This window comes from Pantoea sp. AN62 (assembly GCF_050432985.1).
Classification (GTDB): domain Bacteria; phylum Pseudomonadota; class Gammaproteobacteria; order Enterobacterales; family Enterobacteriaceae; genus Pantoea; species Pantoea brenneri.
In genome coordinates this window covers 40787-63316 of sequence record NZ_JBNPYB010000007.1, presented here as the reverse complement: position 1 = coordinate 63316, position 22530 = coordinate 40787, and the positions used below count along the sequence as shown (strand labels likewise).

At 57.5% G+C, this 22530-nt stretch carries 20 protein-coding genes; 7 read left to right on the top strand and 13 right to left on the bottom strand.

Annotated elements, in window-relative coordinates:
- Positions 1–45: 45 nt before the first annotated feature.
- The 8 genes from ghrB to FHW04_RS10010 all read right to left on the bottom strand — a co-directional run bounded on the left by ghrB (position 46) and on the right by FHW04_RS10010 (position 7834).
- Positions 46–1020 carry a glyoxylate/hydroxypyruvate reductase GhrB gene (gene ghrB, locus FHW04_RS10045; protein ID WP_031376138.1) on the bottom strand — a complete coding sequence of 325 codons (975 nt, stop codon included), beginning with the start codon at positions 1018–1020 and terminating at the stop codon, positions 46–48.
- 83 nt (positions 1021–1103) lie between these two features.
- Positions 1104–2387 (bottom strand): MFS transporter, encoded by a 1284-nt coding sequence (locus FHW04_RS10040; RefSeq protein WP_031376139.1) that lies wholly within the window; start codon positions 2385–2387, stop codon positions 1104–1106.
- A 33-nt stretch (positions 2388–2420) separates the two neighbouring features.
- Complete coding sequence (locus tag FHW04_RS10035; protein WP_031376140.1) at positions 2421–3374, bottom strand: sugar kinase; 954 nt, start codon at positions 3372–3374, stop codon at positions 2421–2423.
- 9 nt (positions 3375–3383) lie between these two features.
- A complete protein-coding gene (locus FHW04_RS10030; protein ID WP_089561640.1) occupies positions 3384–4130 on the bottom strand; it encodes a xylose isomerase in 747 nt (248 codons plus the stop codon).
- Positions 4131–4268: 138 nt separating this feature from the next.
- Positions 4269–5294, bottom strand: a complete 1026-nt coding sequence (locus FHW04_RS10025; protein ID WP_089561641.1) for a LacI family DNA-binding transcriptional regulator — start codon at positions 5292–5294, stop codon at positions 4269–4271.
- 71 nt (positions 5295–5365) lie between these two features.
- Positions 5366–6346: a LacI family DNA-binding transcriptional regulator gene (locus FHW04_RS10020; protein WP_089561642.1), complete on the bottom strand. Its 981-nt coding sequence runs from the start codon at positions 6344–6346 to the stop codon at positions 5366–5368.
- Positions 6347–6494: 148 nt separating this feature from the next.
- Complete coding sequence (locus tag FHW04_RS10015) at positions 6495–7157, bottom strand: OmpA family lipoprotein (protein WP_069728646.1); 663 nt, start codon at positions 7155–7157, stop codon at positions 6495–6497.
- Between the two features lie 116 nt (positions 7158–7273).
- The gene (locus FHW04_RS10010) at positions 7274–7834 is read right to left on the bottom strand and encodes a DNA-3-methyladenine glycosylase I (RefSeq protein ID WP_089561643.1); all 561 of its coding nucleotides are present in this window, start codon (positions 7832–7834) and stop codon (positions 7274–7276) included.
- Between the two features lie 254 nt (positions 7835–8088).
- Here FHW04_RS10010 and FHW04_RS10005 point away from each other — a divergent pair, with 254 nt between their 5' ends.
- The 6 genes from FHW04_RS10005 (at position 8089) to FHW04_RS09980 (ending at position 13819) form a co-directional block, all read left to right on the top strand.
- Positions 8089–8718: an autotransporter gene (locus FHW04_RS10005; RefSeq protein ID WP_227021944.1), complete on the top strand. Its 630-nt coding sequence runs from the start codon at positions 8089–8091 to the stop codon at positions 8716–8718.
- 75 nt (positions 8719–8793) lie between these two features.
- Positions 8794–9471, top strand: coding sequence for a hypothetical protein (locus FHW04_RS10000; RefSeq protein ID WP_089561645.1), 678 nt, complete (start codon positions 8794–8796; stop codon positions 9469–9471).
- Positions 9472–9578: 107 nt separating this feature from the next.
- Entirely contained in the window at positions 9579–10115 is a 537-nt protein-coding gene (gene dnaT, locus FHW04_RS09995; RefSeq protein WP_031376148.1) for a primosomal protein DnaT, read from the top strand.
- Positions 10115–10855 carry a DNA replication protein DnaC gene (dnaC, locus tag FHW04_RS09990; protein ID WP_031376149.1) on the top strand — a complete coding sequence of 247 codons (741 nt, stop codon included), beginning with the start codon at positions 10115–10117 and terminating at the stop codon, positions 10853–10855. Before dnaT ends, dnaC begins: the two co-directional genes overlap by 1 nt.
- A gap of 190 nt (positions 10856–11045) precedes the next feature.
- The gene (locus tag FHW04_RS09985; protein WP_089561646.1) at positions 11046–12557 is read left to right on the top strand and encodes a sodium:solute symporter family protein; all 1512 of its coding nucleotides are present in this window, start codon (positions 11046–11048) and stop codon (positions 12555–12557) included.
- 128 nt (positions 12558–12685) lie between these two features.
- Complete coding sequence (locus tag FHW04_RS09980; protein WP_089561647.1) at positions 12686–13819, top strand: ROK family protein; 1134 nt, start codon at positions 12686–12688, stop codon at positions 13817–13819.
- A 31-nt stretch (positions 13820–13850) separates the two neighbouring features.
- Here the strand turns inward: FHW04_RS09980 and FHW04_RS09975 are convergent, their stop codons facing one another.
- The 5 genes from FHW04_RS09975 to xylF form a co-directional block, all read right to left on the bottom strand.
- Positions 13851–15302: a sugar porter family MFS transporter gene (locus FHW04_RS09975; RefSeq protein ID WP_031376152.1), complete on the bottom strand. Its 1452-nt coding sequence runs from the start codon at positions 15300–15302 to the stop codon at positions 13851–13853.
- Positions 15303–15855: 553 nt separating this feature from the next.
- The gene (xylR, locus tag FHW04_RS09970) at positions 15856–17034 is read right to left on the bottom strand and encodes a D-xylose utilization transcriptional activator XylR (RefSeq protein ID WP_031376153.1); all 1179 of its coding nucleotides are present in this window, start codon (positions 17032–17034) and stop codon (positions 15856–15858) included.
- A 92-nt stretch (positions 17035–17126) separates the two neighbouring features.
- Entirely contained in the window at positions 17127–18311 is a 1185-nt protein-coding gene (gene xylH / locus FHW04_RS09965; protein WP_031376154.1) for a xylose ABC transporter permease XylH, read from the bottom strand.
- Complete coding sequence (locus FHW04_RS09960) at positions 18304–19824, bottom strand: xylose ABC transporter ATP-binding protein (RefSeq protein ID WP_069728652.1); 1521 nt, start codon at positions 19822–19824, stop codon at positions 18304–18306. The genes xylH and FHW04_RS09960 overlap by 8 nt, the downstream gene beginning before the upstream one ends.
- 28 nt (positions 19825–19852) lie before the next feature.
- Positions 19853–20845 (bottom strand): D-xylose ABC transporter substrate-binding protein, encoded by a 993-nt coding sequence (gene xylF, locus FHW04_RS09955; protein ID WP_069728653.1) that lies wholly within the window; start codon positions 20843–20845, stop codon positions 19853–19855.
- 346 nt (positions 20846–21191) lie between these two features.
- Between xylF and xylA the strand changes: the two genes are divergently transcribed.
- The gene (gene xylA, locus FHW04_RS09950; protein ID WP_031376156.1) at positions 21192–22514 is read left to right on the top strand and encodes a xylose isomerase; all 1323 of its coding nucleotides are present in this window, start codon (positions 21192–21194) and stop codon (positions 22512–22514) included.
- The last annotated feature ends 16 nt before the right edge of the window (positions 22515–22530 follow it).

Genomic DNA, 22530 nt, shown 5'->3' with positions numbered 1-22530 from the left:
ACCATAACGCCCGCCACCGGCGGGCGCAATGGGAAGGCGCAGGGATTACTTCAGCGCCTGCGGGTTAACACAGTTTTTATCGACCTTACCGCTGAGCGCAGCGATCAGATTATCCACGGCATCCAGCATCATGCCGTAGCGGGTTTCGTGAGTCGCGGAACCGATGTGCGGCAGCGTCACCACGTTGGGCAGCGACAGCAGCGGAGAATCGGCCGGCAGCGGCTCTTTCTCGAACACATCCAGCCCGGCGGCGTGCAGTTTTCCCGCCTGCAGAGCAGCGATCAGCGCGTTTTCATCCACCACCGGTCCGCGACCAGCGTTGATCAGCACCGCTTCCGGCTTCATCAGAGCGATTTGCTCTGCCCCGATCAGATGATGGGTCTGTTCAGTCAGCGGCAGGCTGATGCAGACAAAGTCGCTCTGCTTCAGCAGCGTCTCCAGTTCGCAGCGCTCTGCGCCAAACCGCGTCTGCGCTTCCTGATGCTCGCGGCGGGCGTTGTAGAGGATTTTCATGCCAAAGCCAAAGTGGGCGCGCTGGGCCAGCGCCATGCCGATGCGGCCCATACCGAGGATACCCAGCGTTTTATGGTGCACGTCGATGCCAAAACGCTCCGGACCGATGCTCTTCTGCCAGTTGCCCGCTTTTACCCAGGCGTCCAGTTCCGGCACCCGACGCGCGGTGCTCAGCACCAGCGCCATGATGGTATCGGCGACGGTTTCCGTCAGCACGGTCGGGGTGTGCATCAGTACCACGTGACGCTGATTCAGCGCCTCGACGTCAAAATTGTCATAACCGACCGAGACGCTGGAGCAGGCGCGCAGTTTTGGCATTTTCGCCAGCAGTTCGCCATTCACTTTACCGCCTGATCCCAGCAGGCCTTCGGCCTGGGCCAGCGCCGCAGCGTGTTGCTGCTGGCTGGCAGGTGACAGATCGCTGATTTCAGTCACTTCGGCATGCGCCGCCAGGCGCGCGCGCAAATCGTCGGGCAGTTTTTTATACAGAATCACAGCGGGTTTCATTCGGTGGCTCCCGGTCATTAAATAAGTGACGGGCGGCGCTCAGGCCGCCCGGAAAATGAGGGCTAACGTCTGGGCTTACGCTTTCAGGCGTGTTTCGCCCCGTGCAGCGGCGGCGTCGTCTTGTTCTGCGCCGGTTTAACAATCAGCGTCAGCCACACCGACACCAGCAGCGCCGATCCCATAAAGATGTAAGACGCGGACGGGCTGCCGGTCGCACCATTAAGATAGCCGACAATCCACGATCCGATAAACGAGCCGAGCGCGCCCATACTGTTGATCAGCGCCATCGCCCCGCCGGAAACATTGCGCGGCAGCATCTCAGGAATAATGGCGAAGAACGGGCCGTAAGGGGCGTACATCGCTGCACCGGCAATCACTAACAGGGTGTAGGAGAGCCAGAAGTTGCCCGATCCCACCAGATAAGAACCGAGGAACGCCAGCGCGCCGATCAGCAGCAGTGGCCAGACAAACAGCTTACGGTTTTGCGTCTTATCAGAGGCCCACGAGACCACCACCATCGCAATGGTTGCCGCCAGATACGGCACCGCTGACAGCCAGCCAGCTTCAACCATTCCCATCTGGGTACCGTTACGCAGAATCGATGGCAGCCACAGCACGAAGCCGTAAACGCCAATGCTCCAGGCAAAATATTGCAGGCAAAGAATAATCACATTGCGATTACGGAACGCTTCACTGTAGTTACGCACCGCTTTGATATTGTCCTGCTCTTTTTGCAGTTCCGCCTGCAGTGCGGCTTTCTCTGCATCACTCATCCAGCGCGCCTGTGCCGGTTTGTCCTGCACCATAAACCACCAGGCGATGGCCCAGACAACGGCCGGAATCCCTTCGAAAATGAACATTTCACGCCAGCCGAAGGATTCGATCAGATAGCCTGACACCACCGACATCCACAGCACCGTCACCGGGTTACCGAGGATCAGGAAGGTGTTAGCGCGTGACCGTTCCGATTTGGTGAACCAGTTACTGATGTAGATCAGCATGGCTGGCATCACCGCAGCTTCAACTACCCCGAGGATAAAGCGGATCGCCGCCAGCATCGGAATATTGCTGACGATGCCGGTCAGCGAGGCGCAGCCGCCCCACAGAATCAGGCACCAGAAAATCAGTTTCTTGACGCTGCGGCGTTCGGCGTAGATCGCCCCAGGGATCTGGAAGAAGAAGTAGCCGAGGAAGAACAGGGCACCCAGCAGAGAGGACATACCTTTGGTAATGCCGAGATCGTCGTTTATCCCCGCCGCCGAAGCAAAGCTAAAATTAGCACGGTCAAGATAGGCCAGGCTGTAGGTGATAAACACGATGGGCATGATGAACCACCAGCGTTTTGGCGCGATTGTCTGCGTTTTCATCGAGAACTCCTGTGTCAATATGTGAGGCGCGGGCTACGCGTCGCCGAGTTGCTGACGCGTCGGCAGACCTTCGCTGTCGCCAATCACCTGAATCGCCATCGAACCAATTTTGTTGCCGCGCTGAATCGCCTGCGGCAGGCTCAGACCTTCCAGCAGCGCACTGATCACGCCAACGGCAAATCCGTCGCCAGCGCCCACGGTGTCCACCACGTTATCGACTTTAATCGCGGCAACCTGACCTTTTTCGCCGCTGGCGGTTTTATACCAGGCACCGTCACAGCCGGTTTTAATCACCACCGCTTTCACCCCTTTATCGAGGTAGAAGTCGGCAATCGCTTCCGGTTGACGATAACCGGTCAGAATCAGTCCCTCTTTCTCGCCAGGCAGCACCCAGTCGGCGTACTCTGCCAGCAGATTAAGCTGAGTACGCATCTCCTCTTCGCTGCGCCACAGCACCGGCCGCAGGTTAGGGTCGAACGAAATGGTTTTGCCGCGCGCACGCATCTCTTTTGCCGCATGTTTCAGCAGCGCCAGCGAACTGTCGGAGAGCGCAGCCGCCACGCCGCTCAGATGCAGATGGCGTGCCGAGCCAAAGTAGTCCGCGTCGAAATCGTCTACCGACAGATGGCTGGCGGCCGAGCCTTTACGGAAATACTCCACCAGCGGATCGGAGCCATCATCCACTTTGGATTTAAGCTGGAAACCGGTCGGATAACGGTTATCCACCGTCACCTGGCGATGATCAATCCCCTCTTTCTCCAGCTGTTGGCAGATAAAGCGGCCAAAGGCGTCATCCCCGACGCGGCTGACCCAGCCTGTTTTAAGGCCGAGACGCGCCAGGCCAGTCGCCACATTCAGTTCCGCACCTGCCGCGCGTTTAACAAAGGTTTCCGCGGCGGCCAGGTCGCCGGTTTCACGGGCGATAAACATCGCCATCGCTTCCCCGATAGTGACAACATCAAGCGTACCGTTGTGATGCGTAGTCATCTTCACTCCTTAAACGTTGCGCAGCAGCGACACATAATGGCGCGTGACCGCAGTCAGGTCCTCGCCTTCCAGCGGAAACTCAATCCCACGCGGAGCCGTAGCGGGCAGCTGTTGCAGCAGGGCGCGCCAGCCGTCATCGGCTTCATCCAGCGCGATTGCCCGGTAGCTGTCGTGATGCGGGATCGCTGCTTTCACGTGGATATAACCGACCTGCGCCGCCAGCTGTTGCGCGGCCCGGGCGGCATCTTCGCCGGTCCAGCACCAGTTACCCATATCAAACGTCATGCTGATCGGCAGTCCGGCTGCGCGGACCGCAGCGAAAAACTGCACGCTGGCGGCGAGCTTGCCGTGCTCGGTCTGATCGTTTTCCACCGTCAGCGACAGTGGCTGGTCAGCCAGCAGTGACGACAACGACGCCGGAAGCGTGCCGGTGAAGTGACCCAGCGCCAGCTTGAGACGCTGTGCGTTTAACTGGCGTGCTTCTTCAAAGTAGTGAGTTATGCGCGGATTTACGTCACCGTCGTCACAAAACAGCGTATCCGGCACCGAATAACTGGCGTGCAGCTGATGCTGCGCCACCGCGGCGGCCAGGGCAGGCAGATCGGCCAGCGTGGCCTGATCACACAGTTCACGACGGATTTCAACGCCGTCAGCACCCGCCTGCTGAATGATCGGCAGCAGTGCCGTCTGACCGCCGAGCGCGGCGATCTGCGAATGGCCGTAAGCGGCGGTGACCACGATAATGTCTGGCTTCATGTTGTGCTCCATCGAGGCTTTCGCCTTAAGTTCTTTAAAAACCCTAGATGGAACCGGTTCCAAAGCAAAGCAGCAAACCATGAATTTATGATCGTGCTCACGAAGCGAGCACGCAGGGGATGAGTAAAAGTCTGAAAATTAGCGCAGAGGCTGGCTGGAACCGCGAACAATCAGTTCGCCAGAGAAGACCTGTTCGGCGACCGGTAGATCGCTGCTTTCGATACGCGCAATCACTCGTTGCAGCGCGCTGTAACCGATCTGCCAGGTGGGCTGTTTCAGCGTGGTGATCCCGACGCCCGCCAGCGCGGCCCACTCCAGCTCATCGAAGCCAAGCAGGCCGATATCGCTGCCCCAGTGCAGATTGATCCGCTGCAGCGATCGCGCCACCTGCAACGTCAGCGCGCCGTTGGCCACCATTACCGCGCTGCGTTTGCCTGCGTGACGTTGATGAAAGGCGCGCAGCGCCTGATCAAGCGCGGCGGGCTGATGCAGCGCCAGCTCCGCATTCTCATGCTGCACCTGCGGATAAGCCGTCAGTACCTGGCGGAAAGCCTGCAAACGCTCACGTCGGGTGTTGACGCTGCCCAGCGGCTCACTCAGAAACAGCAGCGCGTCGTAACCGTTATCGACCAGATGACGCGTCGCCGTCTCCGCCGCTTCGGCATTATTCAGCCCGACCACGTCGCAGGGAAAATCCGGGATTTTTCGGTCAATCAGCACCATTGGCAGCAAAGATTGTTGCAGATGGCTCAGCACCTCTTCGCGCATTCCCACCGCATTCACCACAATGCCTTCCACCTGATAGCTGCTCAGCAGTTGCAGATAGTGCTGTTCGAGGTCCACTTCGTTGTTGGTGTTACACATCAGCAGGGTGAAGCCCTGCTCGCGGCAGGCGGCTTCAATGCCACTCATCACGTCAACTGAATAGGGATTGGTGATGTCGGCGATGATCAGCCCTATCAGGCGGGTGCGGCCGCGCTTCAGGCCGCGCGCCATCTGGCTTGGCCGATAGCTGAGATCGGCAATAGCCTGCTCAATCCGGGCTTTGAGATCGGCTGAAAGAAGATGCAGCTCACCATTGAGGTAGCGTGAAACGCTGGTTTTTCCGGTTCGTGCCGCGTGAGCAACATCGCTAATGGTGGCGCGAGGCGGCCTGATTTTCATGAAATATCCTGCAAAAGTAGAAACCAGGCAGAGACTAGCACAGCCGCGTCCAGTCGCAAAAAGCCCCGACGCTACGGCGGTAATTGCAGCCACGGCTGCCACAACGTCTGTAATTGCTGCGGCGACGTGCCTTTCAGCAGCTGTAACACCATCTCTGCCAGCTGCTCGCCGACCTGATGCTGCGCCGCCTGTCGTATGGTGATAATGGGATGATCGAGAATCGCATCGCGCGGCAGTCCATCCCAGCCGATCAGCGAAATAGCGTGGTTGCCCGTCGCCCGGCCAGCCTGTTGCAGCGCCACCATCGCCCCTTCTGCCAGCGGGCCACAGTCGGTGATAATCGCATCGGGCGGGTTTTCCTCTGCCAGCCAGGCACAGGTCTGCTGGTAGCCGGCGCGGCGCGAAGCGGGCATCGCGGCCTGCGCATAAGGCGCAAGGGTGCCCAGCGCATCCAGATAGCCCTGGCGACGATCGCGAATCCGGGTGCTGTTTTCGTTGCTGCCGAGCCAGGCAATTTTCTCTCTGCCCTGTGACAGGCAATAGGCGACCGCCAGTTGCGAACCGGCCGCGTGGTCGACATCAAACCAGGCGTAATCCTGTGGCAGTTCGCTGCGGCCCAGCGCCAGAAAACGAAAATCGGTCTGAAGCAGATACGCCAGTCGCCGGTCCTGCGGGGTGATGTGGGTGACGATGATGGCATCGACCGCGCGGCTGCGCAGCAGACGGGTTAACAGCGGCTGGCTGTGCGGCTTATCCGCCAGCAACAGCAGGTCGATTTCATGGTGGGCAAGACGCTGATCCAGCGCCAGCAGCATCTCACTGAAGTGACCGTCGCTCAGCGGCGGCGCGCTGACCGGATAAACCAGACCTACCGCGTTAGCACGCCCGGTTTTCAGACGGCGGGCAGCAGCATTGGGCCGGTAACCGCGACGCTGCGCTTCTTCTTCAATCCGTTTACGGGTTTCCTGCGCGACATCTTCGTAACCATTGAGCGCGCGGCTGACCGTGGTGACAGAAAGTCCTAATGCCGCTGCAATTGCTTTAAGTGACATAAGAGATGACTCACTGATCAAATTTTGATCAGGCTAACATAAAGCCTGAAGTGGCTCTATCAGCAGATGCGTTACTGGAACCTTTAACGCTGATATTTACAGAAAATGTCAGCGGGATGAATGCGCCCCCGAGCGGGGGCGACACCCATTAACCGAGCGGGCTGAGGGTAATTTCAACCCGACGGTTTTGCGCTTTTCCGGCTTCGGTACTGTTGCTGGCGACCGGATTATCCGGGCCTGCGCCCTGAGTCCGCAGACGATTGCTGGCGACGCCCTGCACAATCAGCGCGCTGGCGACACTGTCGGCGCGCTGCTGTGACAGACGCATATTCAGTGCGCGCGTTCCGGTGCTGTCGGTATAACCCACCACGTTTACCGCTGTTTTTGGATACTCTTTTAGCACCATCGAAACGCCCGTCAGGGTATTCGCCCCCGCTGGCTTCAGGTTACTGCTGTTGGAGTCGAACGTCACGTTATTCGGCATGTTGAGGACGATGTTATCGCCTTCACGGGTCACGCTGACGCCGGTACCGCGCATCTTGTCGCGCAGCTTCGCTTCCTGCACGTCCATGTAGTAACCGACACCGCCACCCAGCGCTGCACCGCCGGCTGCGCCAATCAACGCGCCTTTACCGCGATCTTTCTTCGATGAGGAGAGCACGCCCACGCCGGCACCCACTAAGGCACCCAGACCGGCACCCACGCCTGACTTACCCGCCTGCGATTCGCCGGTGTAAGGATTGGTGGTACAGCCAGACAGGGCCAGGCTTCCGCTTAATAACAAGGTAATCGCGACTAATTTCTTCTGCATTTTTGTTCCCTTACGTTCGACACACAGGGGAAAACTGTCCCCATAAGCGGCACGATTATGCCGCGTAAAAGTGAGGAAAGGGGTGAGGGAAAGTCTTAATTTGTCAGGAATCGTGCTTAAAGATTGTCAGGATGGCAAAAACAGCTGGTCTGATGATCGTTTATCAGCCCGCAGGCCTGCATAAACGAATAACAGATTGTCGGGCCGATGAATTTAAAACCACGCTGCTTAAGCGCCTTAGAGAGCGCAATGGCGTGCGCTGAGGTGGTGGGTGCCAGCTTATAGTCGGGATGATGATGGACAATTTGCGCATTATCGACAAATTGCCAGACGAAGCGGGCAAAATCTTCCCCTTGGGCTTCCATCGCCAGAAACGCGCGCGCATTCGCGATGATCGCGGCGATTTTGCCTGAATGGCGAATAATGCCGCTGTTATGCATCAGCGCCTCAATCGCCTGCTGATCCATTAAGGCAATCGCCTGTGGATCAAAATGGTGAAACGCCGCACGGTAATTCTGTCGCTTTTTCAATACCGTGATCCAGGATAATCCCGCTTGCTGCCCTTCCAGGCAGAGCATCTCAAACAGCGCGCGCTTGTCGGTTTGCGCCACGCCCCATTCGGTATCGTGGTATGCCAGATAGAGGGGATCCTGGGTCACCCAGCCACATCGTTGCATTATCTGATTCCTTATCGCGGAAATATTTTATCGGGCCGCTTGATCTTAGAAACAATCGGTTAATAGTTGAACAACTAACGGCTATACGACGATGGGTTATATAACGACGGGTAAAACAAGATCGCAAACCGGTGGTTAATCCAGTTTCCCCGGGAATAACTTCAGCCCCGACTGGAGATCGTATGTTGCAGAAAAGTGGGTGGAGAGACCAGCGCTATCGGATACGCGGCTGGTGCAGTGCAGGACTGTTACTGTTGACGCAACCGACCTTTGCCTGGGGCGGCGACTTTGCTGCGCCCGCGATCATCACCCCGCCGCCCGACTACAACACCATTCTGGCAGAGAAGATCTCCCGCACCTCGCTCGACTTCAGTGACGAAAATCGCGCTCTGTTCGAGGCTGCGCTCAATTCTCCGGCAGCCCTGCCGGTAGAGTTGCACAGTGAAACCGGCATCGTCGGCAGCACGCCGCTCGGAAAACGCTATCGCGCCGGGGTCGATCTGCCGGTTGGCGAATCCTTCACTACCGGTCCCGTGGCGCAATATGCGGTCGATCCGCCGCAGATGAACTGTCTGCAGTGCGATTACAGCGATCAGCAGAGCCGTGAACAGATTGCCAGCGTCGGCTGGCGTGTCGATATGCAGCAGGGATGGATTACGCCGTGGGCCCAGCTGAGCTACAGCCATCCACTGGCGGAATCGCCACAAAACGATCGGCGCGATGCGGTGATCGGGACCCGTCAGGAGAGCGGAATCGATCTCAGCGTCAGCGCGCAACTGCCGCTGAACAGTAATCTGGCGGCTTTCGCTTCGTTTTCACAAAACAGTGCGCTGAATGGTGATGAGCCGTTGCTGTATAGCCTCGGCATCAGCGCCAGCTTCTGAGCGGGGCATAAAAAGAGAAAGGGCGTTGAGCGTTTAAAATATAATGAGTCCGCTAATCATTATACTGGTAACACTATGCGCAACGATTTGACAATTATTGGCCGTGAAATAACGGTCTTCATACTGGCAGCACTCTTTCTCGCTCTGATGATATTGCCCATCTATATTGATGTGGCCTGGATGAATGATGCGCTGCACGAAACCTCTTTTACTGAAACCACCCAGGAAATCATGCTGGCGGTGATTGCCGCCCTGTTCTTTATTGCCGCTCAGCGCCGTCCGGCGCAGCGTGGTGCGCTGACCTTAGTGGCGGGCTTCTATAGCTGCATGCTGATCCGCGAACTCGACTTTGTGTTTGATACCATCCAGCACGGCAGCTGGATCTGGTTCGCGCTGGCGGTAACTGCCGGATGCCTTGCGGTCGCGCTGCGGACGCCGAACAAAACCCTGCACGCGCTGGCCAGACTGGTGCAGCACCGTAGCTGGCCGGTGATGGCCTCCGGCTTTCTGGTGGTGCTGGTCTTTTCCCGCCTGTTTGGCATTCATTCGCTGTGGCAGCACCTGATGCTGGGCGATTATAACCGTGTGGTTAAAAACATGGCGGAAGAGGGAACCGAACTGCTGGGTTACGGCCTGTGCTGGCTGGCCTCGGTGCGCTATTTATGGCAAACCCGCCCGGTTGCCGTTGCCGTCAGTGCGACCCAACCCGCCTCTGCCCGTCATGCAACCTCCCCGGTGACCTCTCACTCATAATGGTCGCGCTTTTTGAGCGATCCGCAACGTTAAAAAAGGTACAATAAACACTTCTGCGTCGGCGGTACTGCCCCGGCGCAAGGTGTTCGTTAACCTCAGGTCTTTTCATGTCAGTCAAAATCTTAACTTCAACGCTCATTGGCCTGGATGCCTTCCGTCAGGACCCGCTGACCGCGCTGCAACAGGCGGAAAACGGTACGCTGGCGGTATTAGAGGATTACGCGCCGGTGATGTACGCCATCACCCCGGCGCGTCTGGCGCAGTTACTGGCGCTGGAAGCCGCTGCCCGACAGCCAAATGATGTGGCGCTGGATGACAGCCTGTATGACGATGCGCCTGCGGCAATCTCTGCGCCGGTTGGTAAGTTCGCGATGTATGCTGGCTGGCAGCCAGACGCGGATTTTACCCGCCAGGCCGCCATCTGGGGCGTGGCGCTCAGTGAACCGGTGACTGCCAGCGAGCTGGCCGCTTTTGTCGCCTACTGGCAGGCAGAGGGCCGGCTGTTTCACCATGTTCAGTGGCAACAAAAGCTGGCGCGAAGCATCCAGATGAACCGTGCCGCCAACGGCGGGCAACCGAAGCGCGATATCACTCAAATCAGCAGTACTGACTACGATATTCCTGATGGTTTCCGAGGTGAATAATGAAAACGCCAAACGATCTCTTTAGTCGCCTGAAAAGAATGATGCCCGCAGGTACCCGACCAAAGTTCACTAATGGTGAAGAACTTTTGGCCTGGAACCAGGAACAAGGCCGTTTGCGCTCTGAAGCCATTGTGCGTGAGAATCGCGCAATGAAAATGCAGCGCATTATGGGCCGATCCGGTATTCGCGAACTGCATATTAACTGTTCTTTCGACAACTACCGTGTCGAAAATGAAGGCCAGCGTAAGGCACTGGAACAAGCGCGACAGTATGCGGCCGAATTCGAGGGTAGCATCGCCAGCTTTGTCTTTTCGGGCCGCCCCGGCACCGGTAAAAATCATCTGGCAGCCGCAATTGGCAACGACCTGATCCTGCGCGGTAAAAGCGTGCTGATTGTGACGGTCGCCGATCTGATGTCGAGCATGAAGGGCACCTTCAGCGGCAGCAGCGGCATTACTGAAGAGCGACTGCTTCAGGATCTCAGCAGCGTTGACCTGCTGGTGATTGATGAGATCGGCATGCAGAGCGAATCCCGCTACGAAAAAGTGATCATCAACCAGATTGTCGATCGCCGCTCCTCGTCGAAGCGCCCAACCGGCATGTTAACCAACCTTAATCCCAATGAGATGAACACCCTGCTTGGCGAACGCGTCATGGACCGGATGCGCCTCGGCAACAGCCTGTGGGTGCGCTTCGACTGGGAAAGTTATCGCAGCCGGGTGCGTGGCGACGAATATTAATACCCTGCCCGCTGCGGCGGGCAGCCTGCTGTATTGCCCGCCGGACTACCCACACGGCTGAGCGTCACCTCTGCGCTTAGCCTGCGTAACGCCGCCGGATCGATTCGTTTTCAGTCACCCTGCTGTTGGTCTGCCTTCCGCGCTGCGCCGCCGGATTGCCGGCCAGGCGAGTGACCCGGTGGAGTCAGCCATGAGCCTGCTCGATTACGCTGTAATAGCGCTCTACGCGCTGATGATTGTGCTGATCACGCTGTGGGCGATGCGCAGGGTCGGCAATACCCGTGACTTCTTTACTGCCGGTGGCCGGATGCCCTGGTGGCTCTCCGGCGTTTCCCATCATATGTCTGGCTACAGCGCCGCGGTTTTTGTTGCCTACGGCGCGGTGGCTTACAACATGGGCATTACGATCTGGTTCTGGTGGGCGCTGCCTATTTCGCTGGCGGTATTGATCGGCTCCTCGCTGTTTGCCCCGCGCTGGGCCAGGCTGCGTCGTTACATGCAGATTGAATCCCCCACCGAGTATCTGCTGACCCGCTATAACCTGCCGACCCAGATGGTACTGGCGTGCAGCGGCGTGCTGCTGAAAACGGTAGATGTCGGGGCCAAATGGGCCGCCATCGCGGTGATTATCAACGTCTTCACCGGTCTCGACCCGCTGTTCGGCATCTGCATTGCAGGCGGATTAAGTCTGTTTTACAGCGTGATCGGCGGACTGTGGGCCGATGCCTGCAACGATTTTGGTCAGTTCATCGTGCAGTTTGTCGCCGCCATTGTGATGCTGGTGGCGGTTGGACTCCAGCTCGGCGGCATCGGCGCGCTGTTGACTATCTGGGATCGGCTACCGGCCAGCCACCTTCAGATTGTGCAGGGACCTTACACCACTGGCTTTACCTTTGCCTACCTGCTGATCTACACCCTGAGCTACAACGGCGGAACCTGGAACCTGGCGCAGCGGTTTATTGCCGCACCGGACGGACGCGAAGCGCGCAAGGCGGCACTGCTCTCTGCTGCCCTCTACCTGATCTGGCCGCTGGTGCTGTTCTGGCCGATGTGGGCTGCACCGCTGCTGTTTCCCAATCTGGCCGACCCGTCACGCGCCTGGTCGCTGATGGCGATGCAGTTACTGCCTGACGGGCTGATCGGGCTGATGCTGGTTGCGATGTTCACCCATACCCTCTCAATGACCTCGTCTGACGCCAACGCCATTACGGCGGTGGTGACCCGCGATATTCTGCCCACCATCTGGCCGCGTGCCTTTCCTCGCGGCCAGAGTTCGCTGCGGGTGGCACGCTGCACCACCTTCCTGTTTATTATCACCACTCTGGTGATTGCCCTGAATGCCAGCCGGTTCGGCGGCGTATTGTCGCTACTGGTTATCTGGTTTGGCGGGCTGGTCGGGCCGATATCGATCCCGATGCTGCTGGGTTTGCTGCCCGCTTTCCGTCGATCTGGCAGCACCGCAGCGCTGGTCAGTTGGGCGGCAGGCGTCGGGACCTTCTTCTTCGTGCGGTTTGTGATTGACGATGCCAGCCTGGCAACTCAGGTGGCGGCACCGGTATTGTCCTCGCTGTTGCTGTTTACCCTGCTCGGCTGGCTGCGTCGCTCGCCCGTCAGCCCACAGGTCGATATGCTGCTGAGCGCGCTTAATCAGGATCGTTCGGCATCGCCGGAAGCGGTCTGGCGGCATAAAACCCTGAGTTAAGCCGCTCAGACGCCGACCGATCGGCCGGATCTCGCCTGGTTGTGTGAAATAGTACGCAAAAGTGTGGGATGACGAATACGTACGGGCTGATACACTGAATTCTTTCTCCTCTGGTGGGTGAATTCGCCATGAAAGCGAACGGAAAAGGTCCCGCGTTACTGCGACTTAACAACCAAAAGCGGGTCATGACGCAGTTGCGAAAACTGCGCATCACCTCGCGCCAGGATCTGGCCCAGACCTTATCGCTCAGCAAAAATACCGTCTCACTGATCATTGATGATTTGCTGGAGCAGGAGTTAATTGAGGAGCTGGGACCGGTCAGCGTGGCAGCAGCAGGACGCCCTAAAATCGAGATTACCCTGCGCCCGGAGAAGCTGAAGAGCGCAGGCGTAATGGTGGAACGCAATGTGATTCACTGGCGGGTCTGCGACTACTTTTCTCAGGTACTGGCCGAACAGACGCTGCGTACCGACACTGAAAATCCGACCCGGCTGCTGGCTGAGCTGTCGATGCTGTGTCGTGAGCTGGCCGAGCGCTACCCCGATTTGCTGGGGATAGGCCTCGGCTTTCCCGGCATCGTTGATCCCCGGCGCGGCTGGATGCATCTCTCATCACACCTCGACTGGCAGGATGTGGATCTGCTGACCGCGCTGCGGAAGCAGGTACGGCTACCGATCCGCATCATGAACAACGTAAAGGCCGCTGCGCTGCTGGCAGTACAGCAGCGCGGGCTCTCCGTCGACAGCGGCCACTTTTATCTGCGCATCTCAGAGGGGATTGGTGGGGCGCAGGTGCAGCACGGCGAAGTTTTTACCGGACACAGCTGGACTGCCGGTGAGGCGGGCCACCTGACCGTTCAGCCTGACGGCCCGCGCTGCAGCTGCGGCCGACGGGGCTGCCTTGAGGCGTTAATCAGCCAGCCGGCAGTGCAACAGCAGCTGGCGCAGCGCCAGCCCGGCCTGAGCTGGCAGAACCGCGACAGCGCACCGCGAATAGTGGATGAGGTGATGGCGCAGGCTGGTAGCTATCTGGGTGCGGCGCTGAGTCAGATCATGCTGCTGCTCAATCCGGCGACCATCATGATCGATTGTCCGTGGAGCGCCAGCCAGGCCTTTTGCAAGGCGGTGCGCGATACCACCCAGGCCAGCGCCCTCGCCTTTACCGCCGCCCATACCCAGCTGCTTTTCCTTGAAAACCGCATCGATCCGGCCAATGGGCTGGCGCTGGCGGTGATTGAGCAGACCGAACAGCGGGTCGGTTAACCCGCCAGATAAGGCAGCGAGTGCTGCCTTTTTATGATCGGACGTCACTTACCGGCACGCTAACCGTCTCGTCCGCTTCGCGTGGGTCGATATTAAACTTCTCCAGTACGCGTGCGTGGATTTTCTCCAGCGGCATTCCGGCCGTTTCCGGCAGGTAGCGGAAGGTGAAGAAGTACATGCCGAGCGAAAACAGCGCGAACAGCAGCAGCGGGAAGCCGCCGTGGAACATCTCCAGCAGCACGGTGTTGCTGTTGAGAATCGGAAAGGTGGTGCTGATAATAAAGTTCGCCACCGACATGGCACAGATTGAGATGCCGACGCAGATTGATCGGATTTCCGTGGGAAACAGCTCGCCCAGCACGGTCCAGACAATCTGTCCCCAGGTCATACCAAAGAACACCATATAGGCAAACAATCCCACCACCGCCAGCAGACCCGGCAGGCGGTAATAGAACGCGATAAAGGTATAGGCGAGGAAAATGGCAGAGGTGATCGCCCCCAGCAGCAATAGCTTACGCCGTCCGACCTTATCGATCAGCGCCATCCCCATCAGCACGCCGACAAACTGGCAGACTGACAGCCAGAAAGTCTGTAGTAGCGCCGAATCGGTGCTGCCGGAGACATTTTTCAGCAGCGTCGGGCCGAAATACTGAATCACGTTGATGCCGCTGATCTGATTACCGACTGCCAGACCAATACCGATGATCAACAGCGGCAGCGTGGTTTTATTCAGACGGAAGCGGGCTTTATGGCGGCTGGCGGCTTCATCAGAAAACGAGTGCTTAATCTCATTGAATACGCTCTCGGCGTGCGCCGGGTTAGAGATTTTGCTCAGGGTATCCAGCGCTTCTTTATCTTTGCCTTTCAGCACGTTCCAGCGTGGTGATTCCGGGATAAAGGCAATGAAAAAGATGAACAGCGCACAGGGCACCAGCGCGGTAGCCAGAATGTAACGCCAGCCGATATCCACCATCGCCTCGGGCAACATCGATTTGTTGATGAAATAGTTAGTCAGCAGCACCACCGATTGACCACCAACGCAGCAGACAGCGTAGAGCGCGCTGGTCCGGCCGCGAAATTTCGACGGCGACAGCTCCGCCAGATAAATCGGCGAGATCACTGACGCCAGACCAATCGCCAGGCCGCCCAGGATACGGAACGCGACAAAGGTGAAAAAGTTATGGGCGATTGCGGTACCAACCACCGAGGCGGTAAACAGCAGCGCAGTAATCGCGAGCGATTTTTTGCGGCCGAATTTATCACTGAGCTTTGGCGCAATAAAACAGCCGACCAGGCTGCCCAGCAGGATGTTTGATACCGCCCAGCCGGTTTCTGCCGGGGTGAGCTGAAAATAGTCACTGAGCGGTTCGATGGCGCCGGAGATAATCGACGAGTCATAGCCCATCAGCAGACCGCCAAAGGCGGCGACGGTGCAACAGAGCATGACATATTTCATGTTGTAGCGTTTTTGCCGGGTTTCCATTTTTCAGGCTCCTGTTCTCTACTGCCTGAACCGAAACGGTTCAGAAAGAGGGGGCATAGTTGTCAGAGGTTTACGGGCTTCAGCGATCAAGCACCAGTGAAATATATTTTCTAAATCAGATAATTTGGATTAATTCTTTCGGAAATGTGAGCGGGGTTCGAAAATTTTGTGGAGGCGCTGAGGTAAAACCATCATAAAAAGGGTTATTAATCAGGATAATAAACAGCAATATGCTGCCTGAGCCCGTTTTTTCTCAACGGCAGCGGGCTGGCCGAGCGACATTTTTTCCGCTGACAGCAGCCTGAAAGCCTGGGGGAGGCGTAAAAACGCCTACAGGATGAGAGGGGAAAAGTTGCTTATTAATCCGATGATTTATAAGGTTATAATGAGTATTCCATGCCATTCACCCTGTCGGCGGCTGGCCTGACTTTGGTCCGATGAGTCGGTTTTGTCCGGCGGATGAAATATAATTTCCATCCCGCCGCTTTTATGAACGATAGGATTTAGAGGCGAGCGGTCGGCCAGTATCACCTGGACCGGCCTGGCCCCACGGCTACAACACGTTTTCACCATAAAGCTGGCGATACTCTTTCGGCGTGGTGTCGTACCCTTTCCTGAAGACCGAATAGAAATACTGCAGGGACGGATAACCGCACATCTGCGAGATTTCATTGATATTGAGTGACGACGATGCCAGCAGTTCGCGGGCTTTTTCCAGCTTTTCACGGTGGATCATCGCATGAATGGTGTCGCCGGTTTCATCGCGAAACCGTTTTTCCAGATTGGATCGTGACAGGCCGATGGCATCCAGCACCTGCTCCACCTTAATGCCCTTACAGGCGTTAAAGCGGATGTAATGCATCGCCTGAATGACGGCAGGATCGCGCAGCGAACGGAAGTCGGTAGAGCGACGGGCGATCACTTTGACCGGCGGCACCAGGATGCGCTGAAGCGGTAGCGGCTGCTTATCCAGCAGGCGGTGCAGCAGTTTGGCCGCCTGGTAACCCATTTGCCGCGAGCCCTGCGCCACCGATGAGAGCGCGACGCGCGACAGATAGCGCGTCAGCTCTTCGTTATCAATGCCGATAACCGCCAGCTTTTCCGGCACCGGAATTTTCAGATGCTCACAGGCCTGCAGCAGATGGCGCGCCCGTGAGTCGGTGACGGCGATAATGCCGGTTTGCGGTGGCAGCGTCTGCAGCCAGTCGGCGAGCCGGTTCTGAGCGTGCTGCCAGTTTTCCGGCGCGGTCTCCATGCCCTGATAGACCACCCCCTGATAGCGCTCCCGCATCACCAGCTGACGAAATGCCTGTTCCCGTTCCTGCGCCCAGCGCTTGCCGCTTGAAGCCGGCAAACCGTAAAAGGCAAAGCGGTTGATGCCTTTCTCTTTGAGATGCATAAACGCCCGCTCCACCAGCGCGGCATTATCGGTGGCGATGTAATGCACCGGCGGATAATCCTCCTGTCGGTGATATGAGCCGCCAACGCCGACGATCGGCACCGGCACATTCGACAGCAGGGTTTCGATTGAGCGATCGTCGTAATCGGCGATCACGCCGTCGCCCAGCCACTCCCGAATATTGTCGATGCGGCAGCGGAAGTCCTCCTCAATGAAAATGTCCCAGTCGGTTTGCGACGCCTGTAGATATTCCCCGACGCCCTCAACAACCTGACGGTCATACACCTTGTTAGCGTTAAACAACAAGGTAATGCGATAACGTTTATCATGCATGGTGGCGATTCCCTTAAATGCTCAGCGCATTGCATAGCACGGCTGACAGGGGCATAAAAATGGTTTGCGCCACAATGTGATCCTCCACGCGATTACACCCGACGCCGCGTGGCGGTATCCATCCACACCGCCAGCAGCAGAATGGCACCCTTGACGATGTACTGCCAGAAGGTCGGCACGTCCATCATGCTCATGCCGTTATCCAGTGAAGCCATGATAAATGCCCCCATCACCGCACCGGCTACCGAGCCGACCCCACCGGCCAGGCTGGTACCGCCAATCACACAGGCGGCGATGGCGTCGAGTTCCGCAATGTTGCCAGCCGAAGGCGAACCGGCACCCAGCCGCGAACTGAGGATCAGACCCGCAATGGCCACCATCACGCCGTTAATCGCAAACACCGCCAGTTTGGTACGCGCCACGTTAATCCCTGACAGTCGCGCCGCATCGATATTGCCGCCGATTGCGTAAATGCGTCGGCCAAAAGCGGTCCGGGTCGCCATAAACATCCCGGCCAGCAACAGCAGGGCGAGCAGTAATACCGGGGTCGGTACGCCGCGATAATCGTTCAGCAACCAGATCGCGCCCAGCACCAGTATCGCGGTAATCGCCTGACGTGCCACGGTGCCGCTGGCCGGGCTTTGGGCCAGTCCAATCTGCTGACGGCGCAGGCGTAAACGCCATTGCCACAGCATAAACAGCGCCAGACCGGCGAAACCAAAGCCGAAACCGACGCCGCCCGGCAGGTAGCTCTGGCCGATCTGCGACATGCCCGGCGTGATTGGCGCAACCGTGGTGCCATCGGTGATCCCCACCAGGATGCCACGAAAGGCCAGCATCCCCGCCAGCGTGACGATGAATGACGGCACTTTGCGATAGGCGACCCACCAGCCGTTCCAGGTCCCCAGCAGCAGTCCCATCACCAGGGTAACCACAATGGTCAGCGGCAGCGGCCAGCCCAGCCAGACGTCAAAAATCGCTGCGGCGCCGCCCAGTAATCCCATCATTGAGCCGACTGACAGATCGATCTCCGCCGAGATAATCACAAACACCATCCCCACCGCCAGAATGCCGGTAATCGCGGTCTGTCGCAGCAGGTTGGAAACGTTACGCGGGCTGAGCCACGCGCCATCGGTGGTCCAGGTAAAGAACAGGGCAATCAGCACAATCGCTCCCAGCATCACCAGCACCTGGAGATTGGGCAGCGGGAATTTGCCGGGCGACGGCTTGCCCGGGGTTCCTGACAGGCCACTTTGGGTACTTTCACTCTTAAGCATAATGTTCACTCCGCAGGGCGGCTTCCATCACCTGCTCCTGAGTCAGGTTATCGTTGATCAAATCAGCTTTAATTTGCCCTTCATGCATCACCAGTATCCGATCGCTCAGGCCCAGTACTTCCGGCAGCTCGGACGAAATCACAATCACTGCGATCCCCTGCTGCACCAGCGCATTGATCAGCAGGTAGATCTCCTGACGTGCACCAACATCAATGCCGCGCGTCGGCTCATCCAGAATCAGAATTTGCGGGTTAAGCAGCAGGCACTTCGCCAGAATCGCTTTCTGCTGATTGCCGCCGCTCAGCCGGCCAATCGGTAATTCAGAGGAGGAAGTCTTCACCCGCAGACGGGTAATCGCCGCGTTGATCGCCTGCTGTTCCTGCGCTTCATCGAGGGTGGAAAGCCGGTGGCTGAACTGATCCAGCGCCGCGAGGGTGATATTTTTTCCCACCGCCATCAGCGGCACGATGCCATCTTTTTTACGGTCTTCCGGCACCATGGCGATGCCGTGTGCAATGGCGGCGCGGCAATCGGTGATCCTGACCGGCTTGCCGTTGATCCAGATATCGCCCTGCCAGCGTCCCGGCCAGACCCCGAACAGGCACTGCACGGTTTCGGTTCTGCCCGCCCCGACCAGCCCGGCGATGCCGAGAATTTCCCCGCGCTTCAGGCTGAAGGAGACGTTGTTGACGCGGCGAATATGCCGGTTAACCGGATGCCAGGCCGTGAGGTTCTCGACTTTCAGCACCGTATCGCCAATCTGATGCGGCGCATGGGGATAGAGCGCGGTCAGCTCGCGTCCGACCATCATGGTGATGATGTCATCTTCACTCAGGCCGGTTGCCGTGCGGGTGGCGATATGCTGACCGTCGCGAATGACGCAGATGGTATCGGAGATCGCTTTGACCTCGTTCAGCTTGTGGGAGATGTAGATGCAGGCGATGCCGTGTTCACGCAGGTTACGGATAATGCCGAGCAGCACCTCCGTCTCCTGTTCGGTCAGTGAGGAGGTCGGCTCATCCAGGATCAGTAACCGGACCTGCTTGTTAAGCGCGCGCGCGATCTCCACCAGCTGCTGCTGACCGAGGCCCAAATCGCCGACCCGCGCGGCGGGAGAGACGTTCAGCCCGACCCGGGCCAGCAGTTGCTGGCAGCGCAGCGTCATGGTTTCATCATCAACCATGCCGAAACGCCCCAGCTCGGCACCGAGGAAAATGTTCTCCATCACCGTCAGTTGCCGCACCAGTGCCAGCTCCTGATGGATGATCACAATCCCTTTGCGCTCGGTATCACGAATGGTCTGCGCCTCTATTTTGTCGCCGGCAAAGTAAATCTGGCCGTCAAAATCACCGTGCGGATAGAGCCCGCAGAGGATTTTCATCAGGGTCGATTTACCTGAGCCATTTTCGCCACACAGCGACATCACTTCGCCCGCATCCAGCTGCAGGCTGACATCATTCAGCGCTTTCACCGCGCCGAAACGCTTGGTGATATTGTTCATTTCCAGCAGCATCGACTGTTCTCCCTCACGCCAGGCGCGGTCAGAGTTCGCTCTGTTTGTGGAAACCGTCTTTCACCACGGTGCTTTCGATATTGTCTTTGTTGACCTGAATCGGGGTCAGCAGCCGCGATGGAACCTCTTTAAGTCCGTTGTTCAGCGTGCTGTTGCTGGCCGGCTTTTTGCCATCGCCCAGTTCGACTGCGATTTTTGCTGCTTCGGTGGCGAGTTCGGTGATCGGCTTGTATACCGTCATGGTCTGGGTGCCGGCTTTAATCCGTTTGATGGCCGCCAGGTCAGCATCCTGGCCGGAGATCGCCACTTTGCCGGCCAGTCCCTGGGCGCTCAGCGCCTGAATCGCCCCGCCGGCGGTAGCATCATTAGACGCCACAACCGCATCGATATGGTTACCGTTGGCGGTCAGCGCGTTTTCCATAATTTTCAGAGCGTTTTCCGGCAGCCAGGCATCGACCCACTGATCGCCGACAATTTTAATGCTGCCATTATCGATAAAGGGTTTTAATACTTTCATCTGGCCGGCGCGGAACAGGCGGGCATTATTATCTACCGGGGAACCGCCCATTAAAAAGTAGTTGCCCTTAGGCACCTGTTTCACAATGCTTTCGGCCTGCAACTCACCCACTTTTTCATTATCAAACGAGATATAAAAATCGATGTCAGCGTTATTTATCATCCGGTCGTAGGCCAGTACTTTAATCCCTTCACGTTTCGCTTCGGCGACCACGTTACTCAGCACCTGGCCGTTATAGGGAATAATCACCAGCACATCGACGCCGCGGTTGATCATATTTTCAATCTGCGACATCTGGGTTTCTTCATTGCCGTTTGCCGACTGGACAAACACCTGCGCACCCAGCGATTCCGCCTGCTTCACGAAAATATCGCGGTCTTTTTGCCAGCGTTCCAGACGTAAATCATCAATTGCCATGCCGATCTTCACTTCTTTGGCCACGCTGGTCTGGCTGAACAGAGCCAGCGCAGCGCAGACGGCTAACAGCGCATGTTTCATCTTCATTGCGTTTATCCTGTAGGTTGAGGCTATTGTCGTTGCAGGCCCATGAACCAGGCGGATGAATTGTTGCCCTGATTTTCCCGTTACATCAATTACTGATTTTTATCCGGCCATTACGTTTTTTGGTTTATTTCTTTTTTTATGAGCGCGATCGATATTTCATCTTTTTCGGACTGAGCAAGAGATCCGGCAATAACCGCGCTGAGATCAGCTTTATTTTGCGAGCCAGCGCACAAATAATAATTATCTGATACGCAGTGTGAAATATCGTAATTGAGCCGCGCCGACAGCCAATATCAAATATCGCTTCAATGCAGACCATTCGGGTCCCGATGCTAAGGAGCAAACCATGCACGCTTATTTCGATCAGATCGATCGCGTCCGTTACGAAGGAACCAAATCGACTCAGCCTCTCGCGTTTCGTCATTACAATCCTGACGAAGTGATCCTCGGCAAGACCATGGCGGAACATCTGCGCTTTGCGGCCTGCTACTGGCATACCTTCTGCTGGAACGGAGCGGATATGTTTGGCGTCGGCGCGTTTGATCGCCCATGGCAAAAAAATGGTGATGCGCTGCAGCTGGCGAAGCAAAAAGCGGACGTCGCCTTTGAGTTCTTTCACAAGCTGAACGTGCCTTATTACTGCTTTCATGATGTGGATGTTTCGCCGGAAGGCGATTCGCTGCGCAGCTATCAGGACAATTTTGCCATCATGACCGATAAGCTGCTGGAGAAGCAGCAGGAGACCGGGGTGAAGCTGCTGTGGGGCACGGCGAACTGCTTTACCCATCCACGCTACGGCGCGGGCGCGGCGACCAATCCCGATCCGGCGGTCTTCGCCTGGGCCGCGACTCAGGTGTGCAGCGCCATGCAGGCCACCAAAACCCTTGGCGGTGAAAACTATGTGCTGTGGGGCGGCCGCGAAGGGTATGAAACTCTGCTGAATACCGATCTGCGCCAGGAGCGCGAGCAGATTGGCCGCTTTATGCAGATGGTGGTTGAGCACAAACACAAAATCGGTTTCCAGGGCACACTGCTGATTGAGCCGAAGCCGCAGGAACCGACCAAGCATCAGTACGACTACGACGTCGCCACGGTGTATGGCTTCCTCAAACAGTTCGGTCTGGAGAAAGAGATCAAAGTGAACGTCGAGGCCAATCACGCCACGCTGGCCGGTCACTCTTTCCACCACGAAATAGCTACCGCCATTGCGCTGGGCATTTTCGGCTCGGTCGATGCCAACCGCGGCGACGCGCAGTGTGGCTGGGACACCGATCAGTTCCCGGTCAGCGTGGAGGAGAATGCGCTGGTGATGTATGAGATCCTCAAGGCGGGCGGCTTTACCACCGGCGGCTTAAACTTTGATGCCAAAGTGCGTCGCCAGAGCACCGACAAATACGATCTGTTCTACGGCCATATCGGCGCGATGGATACCATGGCGCTGGCGCTGAAAGTCGCGGCCCGGATGATCGACGACGGCGAGCTGGATAAGCGCGTGGCACAGCGTTACAGCGGCTGGAATGGTGAGTTCGGCCAGCAAATTTTGAAAGGCGAGTTTTCACTGGCCACGCTGGCGGCGCATGCTCAGCAACAGCAGTTGAATCCGCAACATCAGAGCGGACGCCAGGAGCAGCTGGAAAACCTGGTGAATCACTATCTGTTTGATTTCTAAACGTTCAGGAGCAGAA